The organism is Pseudomonas sp. R1-18, from assembly GCF_051132095.1.
GTDB lineage: Bacteria > Pseudomonadota > Gammaproteobacteria > Pseudomonadales > Pseudomonadaceae > Aquipseudomonas.
In genome coordinates this window covers 2,853,433-2,869,644 of record NZ_CP071658.1, presented here as the reverse complement: position 1 = coordinate 2,869,644, position 16,212 = coordinate 2,853,433, and the positions used below count along the sequence as shown (strand labels likewise).

Genomic DNA, 16,212 nt, shown 5'->3' with positions numbered 1-16,212 from the left:
AAATTTCCGTACTAATGACTTGTCATTGGGCGTGACGCTCAGCGACTTCTTGGCAGGCCAGCCGCAGGCGGCGCGGCGCGCAGACACGGAAGGAGGAGCGGTTCATGGAAGTCAGTGAAGCAGGCAGCCGAGTATACGGTCGCAATGGCATTGAATTGGGGCGTGTTGATGATCAGGGCCTTGTGTGGTGGCATGGCACGGTCGCGTTCAAGTTCGTCCGCAATTCCGTCTACTCAGCTCACGACCAGTATCTCGGGAAGCTTATTGGCGGCATCGGCGTGACAGATCTGGGGCAGTTCATACTCGCCGTCGAAGGCGTTCGAAGCCCAAACTGACGCACGTGGAGCGTATGCCGGCGTCGACCTGCAGTGCCTTCGAGGCCGGAATGGGACGCGGTGTCTCCCGTCTTCTCTGTAGTTGGGCTATACCTTCAAGTCTGAGTCAGACTTTGGGTCGTCCCTATGTTCCGTAATTCACAAGTGTTGTCTGCTTCTTACCAGGACTTCAGGATCGAGGTGCGTCTGCTCCACGTACCAAAGGGCATTCTCAGCGAGCTGAAACTGTTCGACAAAGGAGGAGGCGAGCCCGAACTCATCCTGTGCGAGAGATTCAGCTTTGCTGACGCTGACGAAGCTGTTCAGGCACTCACTGCTGAATGCTGTGGGTACATAGACAGATGGAACGCACAGGATGCTGCGCTTGCCGGGTCGAATCAGCGGCCGTCAGCTTCGCTGCTCAAGCCCCGGCGCTCTCGCCACGCAAAGGTATACCAGTCGCATTAGCCTCCTCTGACCGGCAGAACAGCGCACACCGTTGGCATCGGCTGCGGGTGTGTAAAAAATCGGGCTGTCTTTATAACTTTTCGTGGGTGCCCAGGTTGCCTTCCGTAACGGATGGTGGCTATTTAATGGTGAGTGGAGTATCAAGCGGAGGGTTTGCATGACGCAGGCTTAAAGGGATTTCCATGCAAAAGCAACTCCAGGGTTTCACAACGCTATATCGCGGTTGCCAGATCACCGTCGGGCTCGTACATCACCCCAAGGGAATAACGGCAAGGGTACAGGTTGATGAGGGAGACTGGCAGTATGACGACGCCGCTTTCTGGATCACATGCGACGACCCATGCACAGCCGGGGTAGCCTTGGCGCAACGACTGATTGAGCAGATATCTGCCAACGATTAGCTGTACTGAGAAGCGCGACGTCGCCCTCAATTACCAGGACAACTCCTTGCTCGCCATGGACCTTTGTGGAAAGGCGTCGTTTTTGAACGGATCGGCCTTTGCCTCAGGTCTTTCGGCTGGCCGCTGGAAGACAGCCGTTGTACGGCCCCCGGCGTGACGCCAACCGAGCCCGGCACCTGACGCCTGGCGCCAGGTGCCGCGCCGCTTAAGCCGGGTCCGTCAGGGCCTGGTCGGGGCTGTCGGGCTCTTCATCCTGTGAAGGCTCTTCTCCGTATTCGTCGTAATCGGCCGGCGTGCGGCTGTCGTCGTCGGCCGAGGTTTTTTCAGTGCCCATGATGATGCTCCGGGGTCGTGGTTGGTATGGATTAGGAAACGGCCACGGACGAATGTTCCATCGGATCTCCAGTCACATCAGGGCCGCGCCTGACCCATGGGCTGCGCGCCATCCACGCTCGACAGCGTCGTCGGCTTCGCTGCGGGTTCCTTGAGCAGTGCGAAATAGGCCACCGCCGAGCACGCCGCAACCATTGCGCTGATCACGAAAGCCGACGAAAACGAGCCGGTCTGCTGCACGCTGAAGCCGGTCAGAATCGGTGCAATGGAGCCCGCCAGGTAGCCGCCGAAGTTCTGAATCGAACCGAAGGAGGCGACGCGCTCCGACGGCACGATGGTGTTGACGATCATCCAGGCCGTGGCGCTGGAAATGTTGATGAAAAACATCGTCAGGCACAGGAGCACCACGCAAGCCACCACGTTGGTGGTGAACGCGACGATCAGCGTGAACAGCGCGCCGCCAAGCAGCCCCATGATCACCATCAGCTTGCGGCTGGCCAGCACTTTCATGCCCCGCGCCACCAGATGGTCGCAGGCCTTGCCGGCGACGACGGTTCCGATGGCTCCGAACAGATAGGCCAGCGACACCACCCAGGCGGTACGGTACAGGTCCAGCCCGTGCTCGCGCTCGAAATAACCCGGCAGCCAGGTTAGGTTGAGCCAGATCATGTAAATCACCCCCATGAAGCCCAGGAACGCACCCCATGTGTTGCGTTCCTTGAACTGGGCGGTCCAGCGCACCCGTGGCGCGGTCGAACGTCTGGCTTGTTCTGGCAACGGTTCGGCGCGTCCGGTCTGCGCCATGTATTGCGCCTTGCTCTTGTAGAACGCGAACCAGCAGGCGGCCAGTACCAGACCGATAACGCCCGTGAGCACGAACATGCCGCGCCAGCCCAGGTGAACCATGAACAAGGTCAGCAGCGGCGGAGCTATGCAGGGACCCAGACAGGTCGAGGACCAGACCCAGCCGGTGGCCGTGCCGCGCTCCTGCGTGTCGAACCATTCCGACAGCGCCTTGGCGGCGGAGGGGAACACCGGCGCCTCACCGATGCCCAGCAGCACCCGCAAGGCCACCAGGTGATGGAAGCTGCTGAACAGGCCGAAAGCGGCCTGCGCCAGCGACCACACGATCAGCGAACCACCCAGCGCCAGCTTGCTGCCCAGGCGGTCGATCAGTGCGCCGAGCGGCAACTGCGAGAAGGCATAGGCGACTGAAAAAGCCGAAAGCATGACACCCATCTGCATGGGGCTGATGCCCAGGTCTTTCTGGATGGAAGTATTGGCAATGGACAGCGCACTGCGGTCCAGATAATTGACGACACCGATCAGGAACAGAAACAGGATCGTCAGGTTCTTGTAGCTTTTTATTGTTCTCATGAGCGCCTCTGGTGAGCGATGACGCCCGTCGTCGGTCGCGGGCGTCGTTCACTCTAGTCGGCCAGGTGCAATGCGCCCAATGACAGCTTTCCATTGATCGATAACCGCGGGTTATCGAGGCGTCTGCTGCGCCCGTTGCGTATCCGCTCCGCTGAGAAGCTCCTGAATCAGGGCCTGGGCCGACCAGCCAGGGCTCTCGTCGCGTCGGGTGATGATGCCGTAGTCCGCCAGCACCAGCGGAAAGGGCAGTGCCAGACGTGCCAGGCGTCCGGCCTGTACGTCAGGTCCGACCATTGACTCGGCGAGCATGGCGACCATGGGCGCGGTTTGCAGCAGCTGCAGGATGGTCTGCAGGGAAAGGGTCTCGACCGTATTCTCGGGTGTCTGCATGCCCGCTTCGGCAAAGGCGCGTTCGAGCCGCATGCGCATCGGCGTGCCGGCAGGAGGCACGATCCACGGCCAACTGCCGAGTTCTGCCAGCGGCAGTTCTTGCGTGCCGGCCAGGGGGTGCTGGCTGCCCGTCACCAGACACAGGGGTTCGGGCGCAAGGGGCTGGAACTCGAACAGTTGGCGGTGGCGGTCGGAGGTGAACCGGGCGATGACCAGATCCAGCTGTTTGTGTTCGAGCATGTTCAGCAGATCCGCGCTGGTCCCCTCCAGCACATCCAGGGTCAACAGCGGCCAGCGCTGCTTGACGCCGACGATGGCCGCCGGCAACGCCACGGAGGTGGCGGCGTAGATGCTGCCGATCTTCAGCAGGCCATGGCCGCCCTGGCGCAGGTGATTGATCTGGCCGACGAAATGCCGTGAGTCGTTGAGCGCGATGCGCGCATAGCGGGCCACGTGACTGCCCAGATCGGTCGGCGACATGCTGCGCGGCAGCCGCTGGAACAAGGCAAAGCCCAACTGCTTCTCAACCTCGCGCAGCATCTTGCTGACGGCGGGCTGACTGATGTTCATCTCCAGCGCCGTGGCATGCATGTTTTGCGTACGCGCCAGGGTGTCGATCAACACCAGGTGTCGAAAACGCAGCCAGTTGCACAGCTGGCTAAAACCCAGATCTGTCATCCGATAACCCTCGGTTATTGAACCTTGAGAATATCTCATTGGCGCTTATCGGCAACTGACTCTAAGTTGGTTTGACGCTGTCCCCCAAAAATAAAAACGGACGCCTCCATGACCCTTGCCAAACAATACAGCCTTGCCAATAAACGCGTTCTGGTCACCGCAGCCGCCCAGGGCATCGGCCGCGCTTCGGTTCTTGCCTTTCAGCAGGCCGGTGCCGAAGTCATCGCCACCGACGTGAATATCGAGCCGCTGCAGGATATGCCGGGCATTCTGGCGCTCCGGCTCGATGTAACTGACGCCGCCGCCATCGAAGCGATTCGAGACCGGGTCGGCACCGTCGACGTCCTGTTCAACTGCGCGGGCTACGTCCACAGCGGCGCCTTGCTGGAATGCGACGAGCAGGCCTGGCAGTTTTCCTTCGATCTCAACGTCACGGCGATGTACCGAATGATTCGCGCTTTCCTGCCAGGCATGCTCGCCGCGGGCGGCGGCAGCATCATCAACATGGCGTCGGTGGCCTCAAGCGTCAAAGGCGTGCCCAATCGTTTCGCCTATAGCGCCAGCAAGGCCGCCGTTATTGGCCTGAGCAAATCCGTGGCCGCCGATTACGTCAGCCAGGGCATCCGCTGTAACGCCATTTGCCCCGGTACCGTCGACTCGCCGTCGCTGCGCCAGCGCATCGCTGCCCAGGCCCGGGAACAAGGCCGCTCGGAGGCCGACGTGTATCAGGCATTCGTCGACCGCCAGCCCATGGGCCGCCTCGGGCAAGCCGAAGAAATCGCGGCGCTGGCCCTCTATCTGGCCAGCGATGCCAGTGCCTACACCACCGGTGCCGTCCATGTGATCGATGGCGGCATGAGCGTCTGACCCCTTTTTACAACCACTCAGGAATTGCCTATGAAACTGCTGCGCTATGGCGACAAAGGCCAGGAAAAACCCGGTTTGCTGGACCCCGAGGGAAACATCCGTGATCTGTCGGCGCACATTCCCGACGTCGCGAGCCAGGCGCTGGAAGCCGCCAGCCTGCAAGCACTGGCCGCGCTGGACCCGGCCACCTTGCCACTGGTGAGCGGCTCGCCACGCATCGGCCCCTGCGTCGGCCAGGTCGGCAAATTCATCTGCATCGGCCTGAACTACGCCGACCACGCCGCCGAATCCAACATGGCCGTGCCGACCGAGCCTGTGGTGTTCAACAAGTGGACCAGCGCCATCTGCGGGCCCAACGATGACGTGCAGATTCCGCGCGGCTCCAGCAAGACCGACTGGGAAGTGGAACTGGGCGTGGTCATCGGCAAGGCCGGCCGTTATATCGCCGAAAGCAACGCGATGGACCACGTGGCCGGTTACTGCGTGATCAACGATGTGTCCGAGCGTGAGTGGCAGCTGGAGCGCGGCGGGACGTGGGACAAGGGCAAGGGCTTCGACACCTTTGGCCCCATCGGCCCGTGGCTTGTGACCCGTGATGAAATCGCCGATCCCCATCAGCTGGACCTGTGGCTGGAGGTGGACGGGCATCGCTACCAGAACGGCAACACCCGCACCCTGGTGTTCCAGATTCCCGCGCTGATCGCTTATCTGAGCCGCTGCATGTCGCTGCAACCGGGCGACATCATTTCCACCGGCACGCCACCGGGCGTGGGCCTTGGGGTCAAGCCCGAGCCGGTGTTCCTGCGCGCCGGCCAGCAAATGCGCCTGGGCATTGCAGGCCTGGGCGAGCAATGCCAGCGCACGGTGCAGGCCGACTGAGCCAGGGGCGGCGGGCACACGATCCAATAACAAGAAAAGGAGAAACAGATGCGCGTTCTGATCACCGGTGGTACCGGCTTTATCGGCAAACAGCTGGCGCGGCGCCTGCTCGACATGCACAGCCTGGCCCTCGACGGCCAAGCGCCCAGCGCCATCGAGCGCATCGTACTGTTTGATGCCTTTGCGAGCGACGAGCTCCCCGACGACGCGCGTATCGAGCTGGTGACCGGAGATATCGCCGACCCGCAGGTCGTCGCGAGCATCGTTGATGGCGTCGATCTGGTCTGGCACCTGGCGGCGGTGGTGAGCTCGGCGGCGGAGGCTGATTTTGACCTCGGCATGCAGGTCAACCTGCACGGCTTGCTGAACCTGCTGGAAGCCGTGCGCAGGCAGGGAAGCCAACCACGCTTTGTCTACGCCAGCGGTTTCGCGGTGTTCGGTGGCGCGTTGCCCGAGGTGGTGAACGACGACACGGCGCTCACGCCGCAATCGTCCTACGGGATGCAAAAGGCGGTCGGCGAGCTGCTGGTGGCCGACTACGCACGCAAAGGCTTCATCGACGGCCGCGTGCTGCGCCTGCCTACTGTTGCCGTGCGCCCCGGCAAACCCAACAAGGCCGCCTCGACGTTCTTCAGTTCGATCATCCGCGAGCCCTTGAACGGCGAGCCCGCCGTGTGCCCGGTTCGACCGGACACCCAGGTCTACCTCACGTCACCGCGCAGGATTGTCGAGGCCATGCTGCGTGGCATGACCCTGTCGCCCGAAACCCTGGGCAATCAACGCATCATCCCTCTGCCGGGCATCAGCACCACCGTCGCCGATATGGTCGCCGCCCTGCAACGGGTCGCGGGTCCCGACGTGACCCGGCTGATCCGCTGGGAGCCGGACGCCACCATCCAGCGCATTGTCGAGAGTTGGCCGAGCAGGGTGGAGGCACCCCGCGCACGTGCCCTGGGTTTCAGCGCCGACGCCGACTTCGATGCCATCGTGCGTGCCCACATCGAGGACACAAGGCCTGTTTAACGCGCCCGCGTTCGGGCGCCCGCTGCTGCACCGATTCCCGATAACAACAACAATGCGAGGTCGTGCGACATGATCACTTCACACCCGGATGTTTCGGATATCGAAAGGCAAACCATCAAGCGCGTGACCAAGCGCCTGGTGCCTTTTCTTATCCTGCTGTTTGTAGTCGCGTTCCTGGACCGCAATAACGTCGGCTTCGCGGCGCTGCGCATGAACGAAGACATCGGCATCAGCCAGACCATCTATGGCCTGGGCGCAGGCATTTTCTTTCTCGGTTATTTCATCTTTGAAGTGCCGAGCAACATTCTGCTGCACCGCTTTGGCGCCCGGGTCTGGATCGCGCGGATCATGGTGACCTGGGGCATTATCGCCGGCGCCATGGGTTTTCTGCAGACCGCCGGGCATTTCATCACCTTGCGCGTCTTGCTGGGAATCGCCGAGGCGGGCTTTTTTCCGGGGGTAATCTACCTGCTGTCGCTGTGGTTTCCGAGCCGCTATCGGGCGCGCATGATCGCCACCTTTTACCTGGGTGTGCCCATCGCCCAGATCATCGGTGCGCCGTTGTCAGTGGGCCTGATAGAACTGGGTGACGCCTATGGCCTGGTGGGCTGGCGCCTGATGTACATAGTCGAAGCCGTGCCGGCCGTCATTCTCGGGGTGGTGTGCTACTTCTACCTCACTGATCGCCCGGCGGATGCCCACTGGCTGACCGCCGAGCAGCGCAAATGGTTGATCAACACGCTGGAGCAGGAAGAGCGCGCCAAGCCGCTGGTGGTTGGCGTGCAACCGACCAAGGGCCAGATGATTCGCAAGGCGCTGGCCAGTCGGCAGGTGTGGTTGCTGGCGCTGGTGTATTTCGGCATTACCTCTGGCTCCAACGCGATGAACTTCTTTCTGCCCACGGTACTGGCGTCGTTCCGCGCCTCGTTCGGGCTGGAGATCGGCCTGATGCAGAACGGCCTGATCACTGCGATTCCCTACGCCGTCGCGGCGGTGGCGATGATCTGGTGGAGCCGCCGCTCCGACCGTCTGCAGGAGCGTCATTGGCATGCCGGCGGCGCAGCGATGCTGGCCGCCATCTCCATTGCCGTCGCGCTGCTGATCAACCAGCCATGGATCATCGTGATCGGCTTCATCCTGCTGGCCATGGGCGTGTACAGCGCGATCAACGTGTTCTGGGCGGTACCCGGCCAGGTGTTGACCGGAGTCGGGGCTGCGGCGGGCATCGGGCTGATCAACTCGATCGGTAACCTCAGCGGTTTCACCGGACCCTACCTCACGGGTTACCTGTATAGCGCAACCGGCAGCTACACCCCGGGTTTCCTGATTATCGCCGCGCTGGTCGGTGCCGGCGGGCTGGGCATGGTGTTGATGCCGCGCAACAAGGTGGCGACCGTCGGTGAGCCGACCCCGGCAGTGCGCGGCCTGGGAGGCAAGGCATGAACGAGCACAGCGCGGCTTCCAGTCACAGGGTGGCTTTCATAGGCACCGGCATCATGGGTCAGCCCATGGCGCTCAACCTGCTCAAGGCCGGTTACCCGGTCCAGGCCTGGAACCGCTCGACGAACAAGACCGCTGCGCTGGCCGAACAAGAAGCGCGGGTATGTGCCAGCGCGGCCCAGGCCGCCGAGGGCGCCCAGACGCTGATTTGCATGCTCAGCGACGGCCCGACCTGTGATCGGGTGCTGTTCGGCGAGGAGGGCGCTGCCCTGGCTCTGGCGCCAGGTGCGCTGGTGATCGTGATGAGCTCGATCGCCGTGGAGCATGCGACCGAGCAGGCGCGCCAATGCGCCGCGCTCGGGCTGCGCTACCTCGACGCGCCGGTGTCCGGCGGCGAACGCGGCGCCCGCGACGCCAGCCTGGCGATCATGGCCGGCGGCAATTCCGACGCCTTCTTGCAGGGCCGCACCGTCCTGTCCGCCCTGGGTCGGCCGGTGCATGTCGGTCCGGTCGGCACCGGCCAGCTGGCCAAGCTGGTCAACCAGCTTATCGTCGCCAGCAGCATCGCGACGGTGGCCGAAGGGCTGCTGCTGGCTGAACGCGGCGGCGCCGACCCGGCGAGGGTTCATGAAGCGCTGCTGGGCGGGTTCGTGGACTCGCCGATATGGCGCCAGCACGGCCAACGCATGCTGCAACAGGACTTCACCCCTGGCGGCCCAGCCAAATGGCAACTCAAGGACACTCGCACCGCGCTCGCCCATGCCGATTCACTCGGTCTGTCGCTGCCCGTGGGCAGCCTGGTCAACGGGCTGTTCGAGGCAATGGTCGAGGCCGGTGACGGCGAGCTCGACCACGCCGGGCTGATCCGCCAGTTGCGCCGCCACAACCACTTGCCCGATTAATCTGCCGGAGTTCGACATGACCGATTCAACCCCACGCCGCCTGCGCAGCCAGCAGTGGTTCGATGACCCCAGCCATGCGGATCTCACCGCGCTTTACGTTGAGCGCTACATGAACCAGGGCCTGACCCGCGCCGAATTGCAATCGGGGCGGCCGATCATTGGCATCGCTCAAACGGGCAGCGACCTCACACCGTGCAATCGCCACCACATTGAACTGGCCAAGCGCGTCAAGGACGGCATCCGCGATGCGGGTGGCATTCCCATGGAGTTCCCGGTTCACCCCATCGCCGAACAATCGCGTCGGCCCACTGCCGCGCTGGACCGCAACCTCGCCTATCTGGGGCTGGTCGAAATCCTGCACGGCTACCCGCTGGACGGCGTGGTCCTGACGACCGGTTGCGACAAGACGACGCCCGCCTGCCTGATGGCGGCGGCCACCACTGACCTGCCGTCCATTGTGCTGTCTGGTGGCCCCATGCTGGACGGTTGGCACAAGGGCCAGCGGATCGGTTCCGGAACCGTGCTCTGGCATGCGCGCAATCTGCTCAGCGCGGGCGAGATCGACTACGAAGGTTTCATGACGCTGACCACTGCGGCGTCGCCCTCGGTGGGCCACTGCAACACGATGGGCACGGCGTTGTCGATGAACGCCATCGCCGAAGCGCTCGGCATGTCGCTGCCCGGTTGCGCGAGCATTCCGGCGCCTTACCGCGAACGCGGGCAAATGGCCTACGCGACGGGCATGCGCATCGTCGACCTGGTGCGCGAGGACGTGCGACCGTCGTACATCATGACCCACGCCGCTTTCGAGAACGCCATTGCCGTGGCCTCGGCGCTGGGCGCGTCGACCAACTGCCCGCCGCACCTGATCGCTATCGCACGCCACAGCGGCATCGACCTTTCCCTTGAAGACTGGCAGCGGGTGGGCGAGGACGTGCCTCTGCTGGTCAATTGCATGCCGGCCGGGGAATACCTGGGCGAAAGCTTCCATCGCGCCGGCGGCGTCCCGGCGGTGATGCACGAACTGGACAAGGCAGGGCGGTTGCACCGCGATTGCCGTTCGGTCAATGGTCAGAGCATGGGCGAGATTGTCCAGAGCGCGGTGACCGGCGACCGCGACGTAATCCGCAGTTGCGCCGAGCCGCTCAAGCATCGCGCCGGCTTCATCGTGCTGAGCGGCAACTTCTTCGACAGCGCCATCATGAAGATGTCGGTGGTTGGCGAAGCCTTCCGCAGCACTTACCTGAGCGACCCGCTGCAACCCAACAGCTTCGAGGCGCGGGCGATCGTCTTTGAAGGCCCCGAGGATTATCAGGCGCGGATCAACGATCCGACCCTGGATATCGATGAGCGCTGCATTCTGGTGATCCGCGGCTGCGGCACGGTTGGCTACCCCGGCAGCGCCGAGGTGGTGAACATGGCGCCGCCCGCGGCACTAATCAAGGCGGGCATCGACTCGCTGCCGTGCCTGGGCGACGGTCGCCAGAGCGGCACGTCAGCCAGCCCGTCGATCCTCAACATGTCGCCGGAATCGGCCGTGGGCGGCGGCCTTTCGCTGCTGCGCACCGGTGACCGCCTGCGCGTCGACCTCAACGCCCGCAGCGTGAACCTGCTGGTGGACGAAGCCGAGCTGGAGGCCCGTCGCCAGGAACCGTTGCCCCCGCTGCCGCCGGCGCAAACGCCGTGGCAGGAGCTTTACCGGCAGCTGGTCGGCCAGCTGTCCACGGGCGGTTGCCTGGAACCGGCAACCCTGCACTGGCGGGTGATCACCCAAAACGGCCACCCGCGCCATTCCCACTGAGTTCAAGGACCCGTTATGCAAGCGCTGCAATTGACGATTGAGAATTCCATGCCCGATGACTGGCAACGCGCGACCCTGGTGGGGCGCGTGTGGCTGCCGGGCGAACCGGGCGGTCCGGCTGTCGTGATATTGCGTGACGGTCAGTTCATTGATGTCACCGCGCAGTTCCCGACCCTGAGCCTGCTGCTCGACAGCGACGCGCCGCTGCAAGCCGCGCGGGAAGCCAGTGGCCCACCGGTGTGCAGCCTGGAAGCGCTGCTGGCCAACAGCGGCGAACAGCGCGATCCTGCACGACCAAGCCTGTTGCCGCCCGCCGATCTGCAAGTGATCAAGGCGGCGGGGGTGACGTTTGCCGCCAGCATGATCGAACGGGTAATCGAAGAAAAAGCCGGCGGCGACGCCCAACGGGCTCTCCAGATACGCCAACTGGTGCATGGGGTGATCGGCGACAACTTGCGTGACTTGCGCCCAGGCTCTGCCGAGGCGATGCGCCTCAAACAGGTGCTGATCGAGCAGCAGATGTGGTCCCAGTACCTGGAAGTGGGCATAGGCCCCGACGCCGAGATTTTCACCAAGGCACCGATCCTCGCCGCAGTGGGCAGCGGCAGCTCCATCGGCATTCATCCGCATTCCAGCTGGAACAACCCGGAACCCGAAGTGGTGCTGGCGGTGGACAGCAAAGGCGGCATCCAGGGAGCGACCCTGGGCAACGACGTCAACCTGCGCGACTTTGAGGGGCGCAGCGCGCTGCTGCTCAGCAAAGCCAAGGACAACAACGCGTCGTGTGCGCTCGGGCCTTTCATCCGCCTGTTCGACGAGCACTTTGGCCTGGATGACGTGCGCTGCTGCGAAGTCGCCCTGCGTGTCGAAGGCAGGGATGGCTACGTGCTCGACGGCAGCAGCTCCATGAGCCAGATCAGCCGGGACCCCGCCGACCTGGCTCAACAAACCCTCAACCTCAACCACCAGTACCCTGATGGCTTCGTACTGTTTCTCGGCACCTTGTTCGCGCCGACCGATGATCGTGACCAGCCGGGCCAGGGCTTCACCCACAAGGTGGGGGACCTGGTGAGCATTTCCTCGCCGCTGTTGGGGTGCCTGCACAATCGCGTCGCCACCAGCGATCAGGCCCCGCCCTGGAGCTTTGGCGTCAGCGCGCTGATGAAGAACCTGGCGCAACGCGGCGTGCTGTAAGAGGCTTTTGTGGGAATCAGCACCCACCATCGTGCCTCTAAGCGCGCTATCGCCAGCAAGCTGCCTCCCACAATTCGCGGCGCGCTTCGGCCTTAAGGGCGGGAAAAGGCTCGGCTCTTTTGGATACGCCGCAATCACAGTGGGAGCGGCTTTAGCCGCGAAGAGGCCGGTGGAATCAGCACCAATCGTCATGCTAGTGAGCCCGCTATCGCCAGCAAGCTGCCTCCCACAATTCGCGGCGCGCTTCGGCCTTAGTTGTGGGAAAAGGCTCGGCTCTTTTGGATACGCCGCAATCGCAGTGGGAGCGGCTTTAGCCGCGAAGAGGTCGGTGGAGATCAGCGCCAATCGTCGTGCCTGTGCGCCCGCTATCGCCAGCAAGCTGCCTCCCACACAATTCGCGGCGCGCCTTGGCCCTGTGGGAGGGAGCTTGCTCGGTAAGCGTCCGGCGAAGTCAGCTACGCGATCCCAGCTATAAGCACGATGATGTACATCTGCTCACAATTGGCGTGCCCTAGCGCTATCATAGGTGCATGGGAGCCCTAGGACGCTTAGGACAGATGCTTTATCTATATGCAGATGGCAGCGACAACGATGCTATCGAGGCAGAGCTTGTGGCTGCGTTCAATGGTCTCGTTTGCGAATGGTCTGAGCTGGGTGCGTTCCTCGTGAACCAGAAACACGAACGCGATGAGAGCGTATCTGAGAATGACTTGCCCGATTGGTTTATTGGGTTGAACCTTCCCATTGAGAACTTCGGCATTGAGCAGGTCAACCGCCTGATTCCTTTTGCGCAGAGGCTCGCTGTATCTACGGGACGGGAGTTCGTCCTTGGTGTTTCTAGCTCTCATGGTGTTAGTGAGGATATGGTTTTTCTTGATGCTCATTCTGGGGAGCAAGAACACTCCATCCTTATAAGCCTATTGGGTGTCACAACTCCTCAGCGTTGGCTTTTTTAGCCGATAGCCAACGCGTCTATCGGTTTCACTGGGCGTTTGCCCAACGACGTCGAGATCGAAAACGCCAAAAAGAGCCAGGTCAGTGCCACGAGTGCAGCTTCCAGCGTGCTCAGCGTAAGCGTCTCGGCATCACACGTTGTCAATGCTTTCGGTATCCGCCATAACCGTGCAATCAGAGTGCGAGTCGCATTTTGATTGGCTGTTGAGCTGTACCGCATGGAAGCTTGCAAGGCGGGAGATCTTCGACCCACGTGAAACCGAGCTTTTTATAAAGTGATCTAGCTGCCGTGTTTGACTTGAAAACACTGAGGTCGACAGATTTGAAACCAGCTCCCCGACAATGTCTTATCACTGCTGAAAGGAGAGCAAATCCATAACCATTCCGGCGGTACTCTCGCTTTACCTGCATTCCCAGAATTCCAATCAATTCGCTACCGCCTGGGCGGCAAAAGCTATCTGGATAGGCTTCAGCTGACCCGACTACCTGGCCTTCATGCTCGATCACATATACCGGCCAATGATTTTCCACCACCTGTGCTAACGCACGTTCTATTGCTTGAATAGGTGGCGGGCTTGGCCGTGCCGAGTAACGATCCTCCGCGCTCACCTCACAAAAGAGGGAGTAAAACGCGTTGAGATCGTTAAGTGTGATAGGCCGTACTTCCATGTTTACCTCACCAGTTTGGTGCTGCGTCAGATTTGCACAGTATGGACGGTGCTACTCGAATCCCCTCCATACGTGGGGTAGTAGATCATGACTTTCACTCGCCCGCTGCGACGGCAGCCGCGTCAGCACATCCTTGAGATAAGCATACGGATCATGCCCGTTGATGCGCGCTGATTGGATCAGGCTCATGATCGAGGCCGCCCGCTTGCCGCTGCGCAGCGACCCTGCAAACAACCAGTTCGACCGCCCAAGCGCCCACGGCCGGATCAAGTTCTCGATCTGGTTGTTGTCGATGGGCACAGCACCATCTTGCAGGTAGCGCGTCAGCGCTACCCAGCGTTTAAGGCTGTAATCCAGAGCTCTGGCCGTGGCCGAGCCCTCGGGCACAAGTTCACGCTGGGCCAGCATCCACTCATGCAGCTTTCAGCGATGGGCACTGCTGTTTCCTGGCGTAATCGCCAACGGTCTTCGTCGCTCATTTCCTTGGCGTGTCGCTCGACTTCGTACAGCCCGCCAATCGAGTGAAGCGCCTGCTCCGCCAATTGGCTTTTATTGGCTACATGCAAGTCAAAGAACTTGCGGCGTGCATGGGCCATGCAGCCGATCTTGGTGATGCCCAGCTCAAAGCTGGCTTTGTAGCCGGCAAAGTCATCACAGACGAGCTTGCCGTTCCAGGTACCCAAGAAGTTACGCGCATGTTCGCCAGCACGGCTGGGGCTGAATTCGTAGACCACGGCCTTTAAGGCCGAGAACGGCGTAGTGCTGTAGGGCCAGACATAAGCGCGGTGGGTTTTCTTCTCGCCGGGCGCCAGCATTTGTATCGGCGTTTCATCGGCGTGAACCACGCGCTGGGCCAGCACCACTTCGCGCAGCGCATCGACCAGGGGCTGGAGTTGCATGCCGGTTTGACCCACCCACTGCGCCAGTGTCGAGCGCGGGATGGCCAGGCCGGCACGGCCGAAGATCTTTTCCTGTCGATAGAGCGGCAAGTGGTCGGCGAACTTGGCCACCATCACGTGGGCCAGCAGGCCGGCAGTGGGGATGCCCTTTTCGATTACTTGCGGCGGCACCGGCGCCTGGATCAGCGTTTCGCACTGCCGGCAGGCCCATTTCCCGCGAACGTGCTGTTTGACGGTAAACACGCCGGGTGTGTAGTCCAGCTTTTCGCTGACGTCTTCACCAATGCGCTGAAGCTGACAGCCGCAAGCACACTGAGTGTCGTCCGGTTCGTGATGGATCACAGTGCGTGGAAACTGTGGCGGCAGCGGCGCACGCTTGGGTTGCTGGCGTGGTTCTGTCTGTGCGGGGGCTGGATGGAGGGCTTTTAACTCCGCATCGATGGCTTCGAGGTCGGTAGTTAGCAGGTCGTCGAGCAAGCTGCCTTGCGCCGGGCTGATCTGCTCGCTGCGCTTGGCGAACTTGTGGCGTTTAAGGAGGGCGATCTCGTGAGTGAGCTGCTCGATGATCGTTTCATCACGATGGATCTTTCGGCTCTGGATGTCGATCTTGGACATCAACTGCGCAGCCATTGTGCGCAGTTGCTCGGGGCTCATTTGGTCGAGATCGGGCAATGAAGTCATGGGGTGAATTTTACCAAAGCAGCCTGACTGCTTCAGCTAAAAGGCAACATTTAAAGCAATGTAATTGCGCCGCCGGCACCGACTCGTTGCCAAGGTAATCCCAGTACCAGCGCCTGGAGTTGTTCGGGGTTGAGTTCGATCTCCGACCCACGATGGATGCCCGGCCAATGAAATTTTCCTTGGTTCAAACGCCGTGCCGCCAGCCAGATACCGACGCCGTCGTGCACCAGCACTTTTCATCCGGTTGGCCCGGCGGTTGGCAAAGAGGTAAGCGCAGTACGGCTTCGCCGCACCGAACACCGCGACTACTCAGGCCAATGCAGTCTCAGTGCCGGCACGCATGTCCATAGGCTCGGTGGCGAGCCAGATGGCATCAATGCGAATCATTGGGCGAGGCCACGGATGAAAAACGCGCAGCCGTCCGGATCCGAGGCTGGCCACTTTACGGTGATGGATTTATCGCCCAGAGGCAGGGAGATGATCACCATCTCTTCTGTTGCTCGCCTTGGTACCGTTTTTACCGGAACGAAAGCCGGCAAGGTTGCAGGCGATTGATCCCGGTAAGTCGGTAGCCATATGCGGATCACGTTGGCGTTGATGCCGTGATGGATGGCTCGCTGGAAATTGTCGCTCCAGGTTGCAGGCATTCCTGGACGACCTGGGCTTTGAATGGTTTGGGATAAGAGCTTCGTTGGCGCATGGTAATCCTGGCGATAAGGGCGATCGCATCCGCTTAAAAATACGCGGACACCATCGCCCTTAATGCTGGAGTTCGGTAGGTGACTTGGCCGGACGGTTACCTTGCTCGCGACTGCAATCGACCTGCGCCTGCAGTCACTGGCACAAGATCGCCTGTAAAGCCGCTGTTGGCCGAGCGCGGTCATTCAGGTTGAGTGTTGCAGGGATGATTAGGCCGGGGCCGGCAACATGCTCAGCCGATAG

Annotated in this window: 15 protein-coding genes and 1 pseudogene; 9 read left to right on the top strand and 7 right to left on the bottom strand. The window is 61.8% G+C overall.

Going from position 1 to position 16,212, the window contains the following annotated elements:
• Nucleotides 1–104: 104 nt before the first annotated feature.
• Nucleotides 105–335: a hypothetical protein gene (locus J3P77_RS13195; RefSeq protein ID WP_434677070.1), complete on the top strand. Its 231-nt coding sequence runs from the start codon at nucleotides 105–107 to the stop codon at nucleotides 333–335.
• Between the two features lie 1,053 nt (nucleotides 336–1,388).
• Here the strand turns inward: J3P77_RS13195 and J3P77_RS13190 are convergent.
• From J3P77_RS13190 to J3P77_RS13180, 3 genes are all read right to left on the bottom strand, one after another.
• On the bottom strand, nucleotides 1,389–1,517 hold the full coding sequence (locus J3P77_RS13190; protein WP_434677069.1) for a hypothetical protein: 129 nt from the start codon (nucleotides 1,515–1,517) through the stop codon (nucleotides 1,389–1,391).
• Between the two features lie 77 nt (nucleotides 1,518–1,594).
• The gene (locus J3P77_RS13185) at nucleotides 1,595–2,893 is read right to left on the bottom strand and encodes an MFS transporter (RefSeq protein ID WP_434677068.1); all 1,299 of its coding nucleotides are present in this window, start codon (nucleotides 2,891–2,893) and stop codon (nucleotides 1,595–1,597) included.
• 111 nt (nucleotides 2,894–3,004) lie between these two features.
• Entirely contained in the window at nucleotides 3,005–3,961 is a 957-nt protein-coding gene (locus J3P77_RS13180) for a LysR family transcriptional regulator (RefSeq protein ID WP_434677067.1), read from the bottom strand.
• 108 nt (nucleotides 3,962–4,069) lie between these two features.
• On the opposite strand from J3P77_RS13180, the gene J3P77_RS13175 reads away from it, so the two are divergent.
• The 8 genes from J3P77_RS13175 to J3P77_RS13140 all read left to right on the top strand — a co-directional run bounded on the left by J3P77_RS13175 (nucleotide 4,070) and on the right by J3P77_RS13140 (nucleotide 13,023).
• Entirely contained in the window at nucleotides 4,070–4,828 is a 759-nt protein-coding gene (locus J3P77_RS13175; RefSeq protein WP_434677066.1) for an SDR family oxidoreductase, read from the top strand.
• A 30-nt stretch (nucleotides 4,829–4,858) separates the two neighbouring features.
• A complete protein-coding gene (locus J3P77_RS13170; RefSeq protein WP_434677065.1) occupies nucleotides 4,859–5,707 on the top strand; it encodes an ureidoglycolate lyase in 849 nt (282 codons plus the stop codon).
• Nucleotides 5,708–5,755: 48 nt separating this feature from the next.
• On the top strand, nucleotides 5,756–6,730 hold the full coding sequence (gene denD, locus J3P77_RS13165) for a D-erythronate dehydrogenase (RefSeq protein WP_434677064.1): 975 nt from the start codon (nucleotides 5,756–5,758) through the stop codon (nucleotides 6,728–6,730).
• 69 nt (nucleotides 6,731–6,799) lie between these two features.
• Nucleotides 6,800–8,173, top strand: a complete 1,374-nt coding sequence (locus tag J3P77_RS13160) for an MFS transporter (RefSeq protein ID WP_434677063.1) — start codon at nucleotides 6,800–6,802, stop codon at nucleotides 8,171–8,173.
• Nucleotides 8,170–9,072 carry an NAD(P)-dependent oxidoreductase gene (locus J3P77_RS13155; protein WP_434677062.1) on the top strand — a complete coding sequence of 301 codons (903 nt, stop codon included), beginning with the start codon at nucleotides 8,170–8,172 and terminating at the stop codon, nucleotides 9,070–9,072. The genes J3P77_RS13160 and J3P77_RS13155 overlap by 4 nt, the downstream gene beginning before the upstream one ends.
• Nucleotides 9,073–9,088: 16 nt before the next feature.
• A complete protein-coding gene (locus tag J3P77_RS13150) occupies nucleotides 9,089–10,873 on the top strand; it encodes an IlvD/Edd family dehydratase (protein WP_434677061.1) in 1,785 nt (594 codons plus the stop codon).
• A 15-nt stretch (nucleotides 10,874–10,888) separates the two neighbouring features.
• The gene (locus J3P77_RS13145) at nucleotides 10,889–12,067 is read left to right on the top strand and encodes a fumarylacetoacetate hydrolase family protein (RefSeq protein ID WP_434677060.1); all 1,179 of its coding nucleotides are present in this window, start codon (nucleotides 10,889–10,891) and stop codon (nucleotides 12,065–12,067) included.
• Nucleotides 12,068–12,624: 557 nt separating this feature from the next.
• Nucleotides 12,625–13,023, top strand: a complete 399-nt coding sequence (locus J3P77_RS13140; RefSeq protein WP_434677059.1) for a hypothetical protein — start codon at nucleotides 12,625–12,627, stop codon at nucleotides 13,021–13,023.
• 172 nt (nucleotides 13,024–13,195) lie between these two features.
• On the opposite strand, the gene J3P77_RS13135 is transcribed toward J3P77_RS13140, so the two are convergent.
• The 4 genes and pseudogenes from J3P77_RS13135 to J3P77_RS13120 form a co-directional block, all read right to left on the bottom strand.
• A complete protein-coding gene (locus tag J3P77_RS13135) occupies nucleotides 13,196–13,690 on the bottom strand; it encodes a GNAT family N-acetyltransferase (RefSeq protein ID WP_434677058.1) in 495 nt (164 codons plus the stop codon).
• 51 nt (nucleotides 13,691–13,741) lie between these two features.
• A pseudogene (gene tnpC / locus J3P77_RS13130) lies at nucleotides 13,742–15,270 on the bottom strand (IS66 family transposase).
• A 50-nt stretch (nucleotides 15,271–15,320) separates the two neighbouring features.
• Nucleotides 15,321–15,503 (bottom strand): IS66 family insertion sequence element accessory protein TnpB, encoded by a 183-nt coding sequence (tnpB, locus tag J3P77_RS13125; RefSeq protein WP_434677057.1) that lies wholly within the window; start codon nucleotides 15,501–15,503, stop codon nucleotides 15,321–15,323.
• Between the two features lie 150 nt (nucleotides 15,504–15,653).
• Nucleotides 15,654–15,917, bottom strand: coding sequence for a hypothetical protein (locus J3P77_RS13120; protein WP_434677056.1), 264 nt, complete (start codon nucleotides 15,915–15,917; stop codon nucleotides 15,654–15,656).
• Nucleotides 15,918–16,212: the final 295 nt, after the last annotated feature.

Coding starts and splice junctions, on each gene's coding strand:
- J3P77_RS13195 (WP_434677070.1), top strand. CDS start 105: ATGGAAGTCAGTGAAGCAGGCAGCCGAGTATACGGTCGCAATGGCATT.
- J3P77_RS13190 (WP_434677069.1), bottom strand. CDS start 1,517: ATGGGCACTGAAAAAACCTCGGCCGACGACGACAGCCGCACGCCGGCC.
- J3P77_RS13185 (WP_434677068.1), bottom strand. CDS start 2,893: ATGAGAACAATAAAAAGCTACAAGAACCTGACGATCCTGTTTCTGTTC.
- J3P77_RS13180 (WP_434677067.1), bottom strand. CDS start 3,961: ATGACAGATCTGGGTTTTAGCCAGCTGTGCAACTGGCTGCGTTTTCGA.
- J3P77_RS13175 (WP_434677066.1), top strand. CDS start 4,070: ATGACCCTTGCCAAACAATACAGCCTTGCCAATAAACGCGTTCTGGTC.
- J3P77_RS13170 (WP_434677065.1), top strand. CDS start 4,859: ATGAAACTGCTGCGCTATGGCGACAAAGGCCAGGAAAAACCCGGTTTG.
- denD (WP_434677064.1), top strand. CDS start 5,756: ATGCGCGTTCTGATCACCGGTGGTACCGGCTTTATCGGCAAACAGCTG.
- J3P77_RS13160 (WP_434677063.1), top strand. CDS start 6,800: ATGATCACTTCACACCCGGATGTTTCGGATATCGAAAGGCAAACCATC.
- J3P77_RS13155 (WP_434677062.1), top strand. CDS start 8,170: ATGAACGAGCACAGCGCGGCTTCCAGTCACAGGGTGGCTTTCATAGGC.
- J3P77_RS13150 (WP_434677061.1), top strand. CDS start 9,089: ATGACCGATTCAACCCCACGCCGCCTGCGCAGCCAGCAGTGGTTCGAT.
- J3P77_RS13145 (WP_434677060.1), top strand. CDS start 10,889: ATGCAAGCGCTGCAATTGACGATTGAGAATTCCATGCCCGATGACTGG.
- J3P77_RS13140 (WP_434677059.1), top strand. CDS start 12,625: ATGCTTTATCTATATGCAGATGGCAGCGACAACGATGCTATCGAGGCA.
- J3P77_RS13135 (WP_434677058.1), bottom strand. CDS start 13,690: ATGGAAGTACGGCCTATCACACTTAACGATCTCAACGCGTTTTACTCC.
- J3P77_RS13120 (WP_434677056.1), bottom strand. CDS start 15,917: ATGCCTGCAACCTGGAGCGACAATTTCCAGCGAGCCATCCATCACGGC.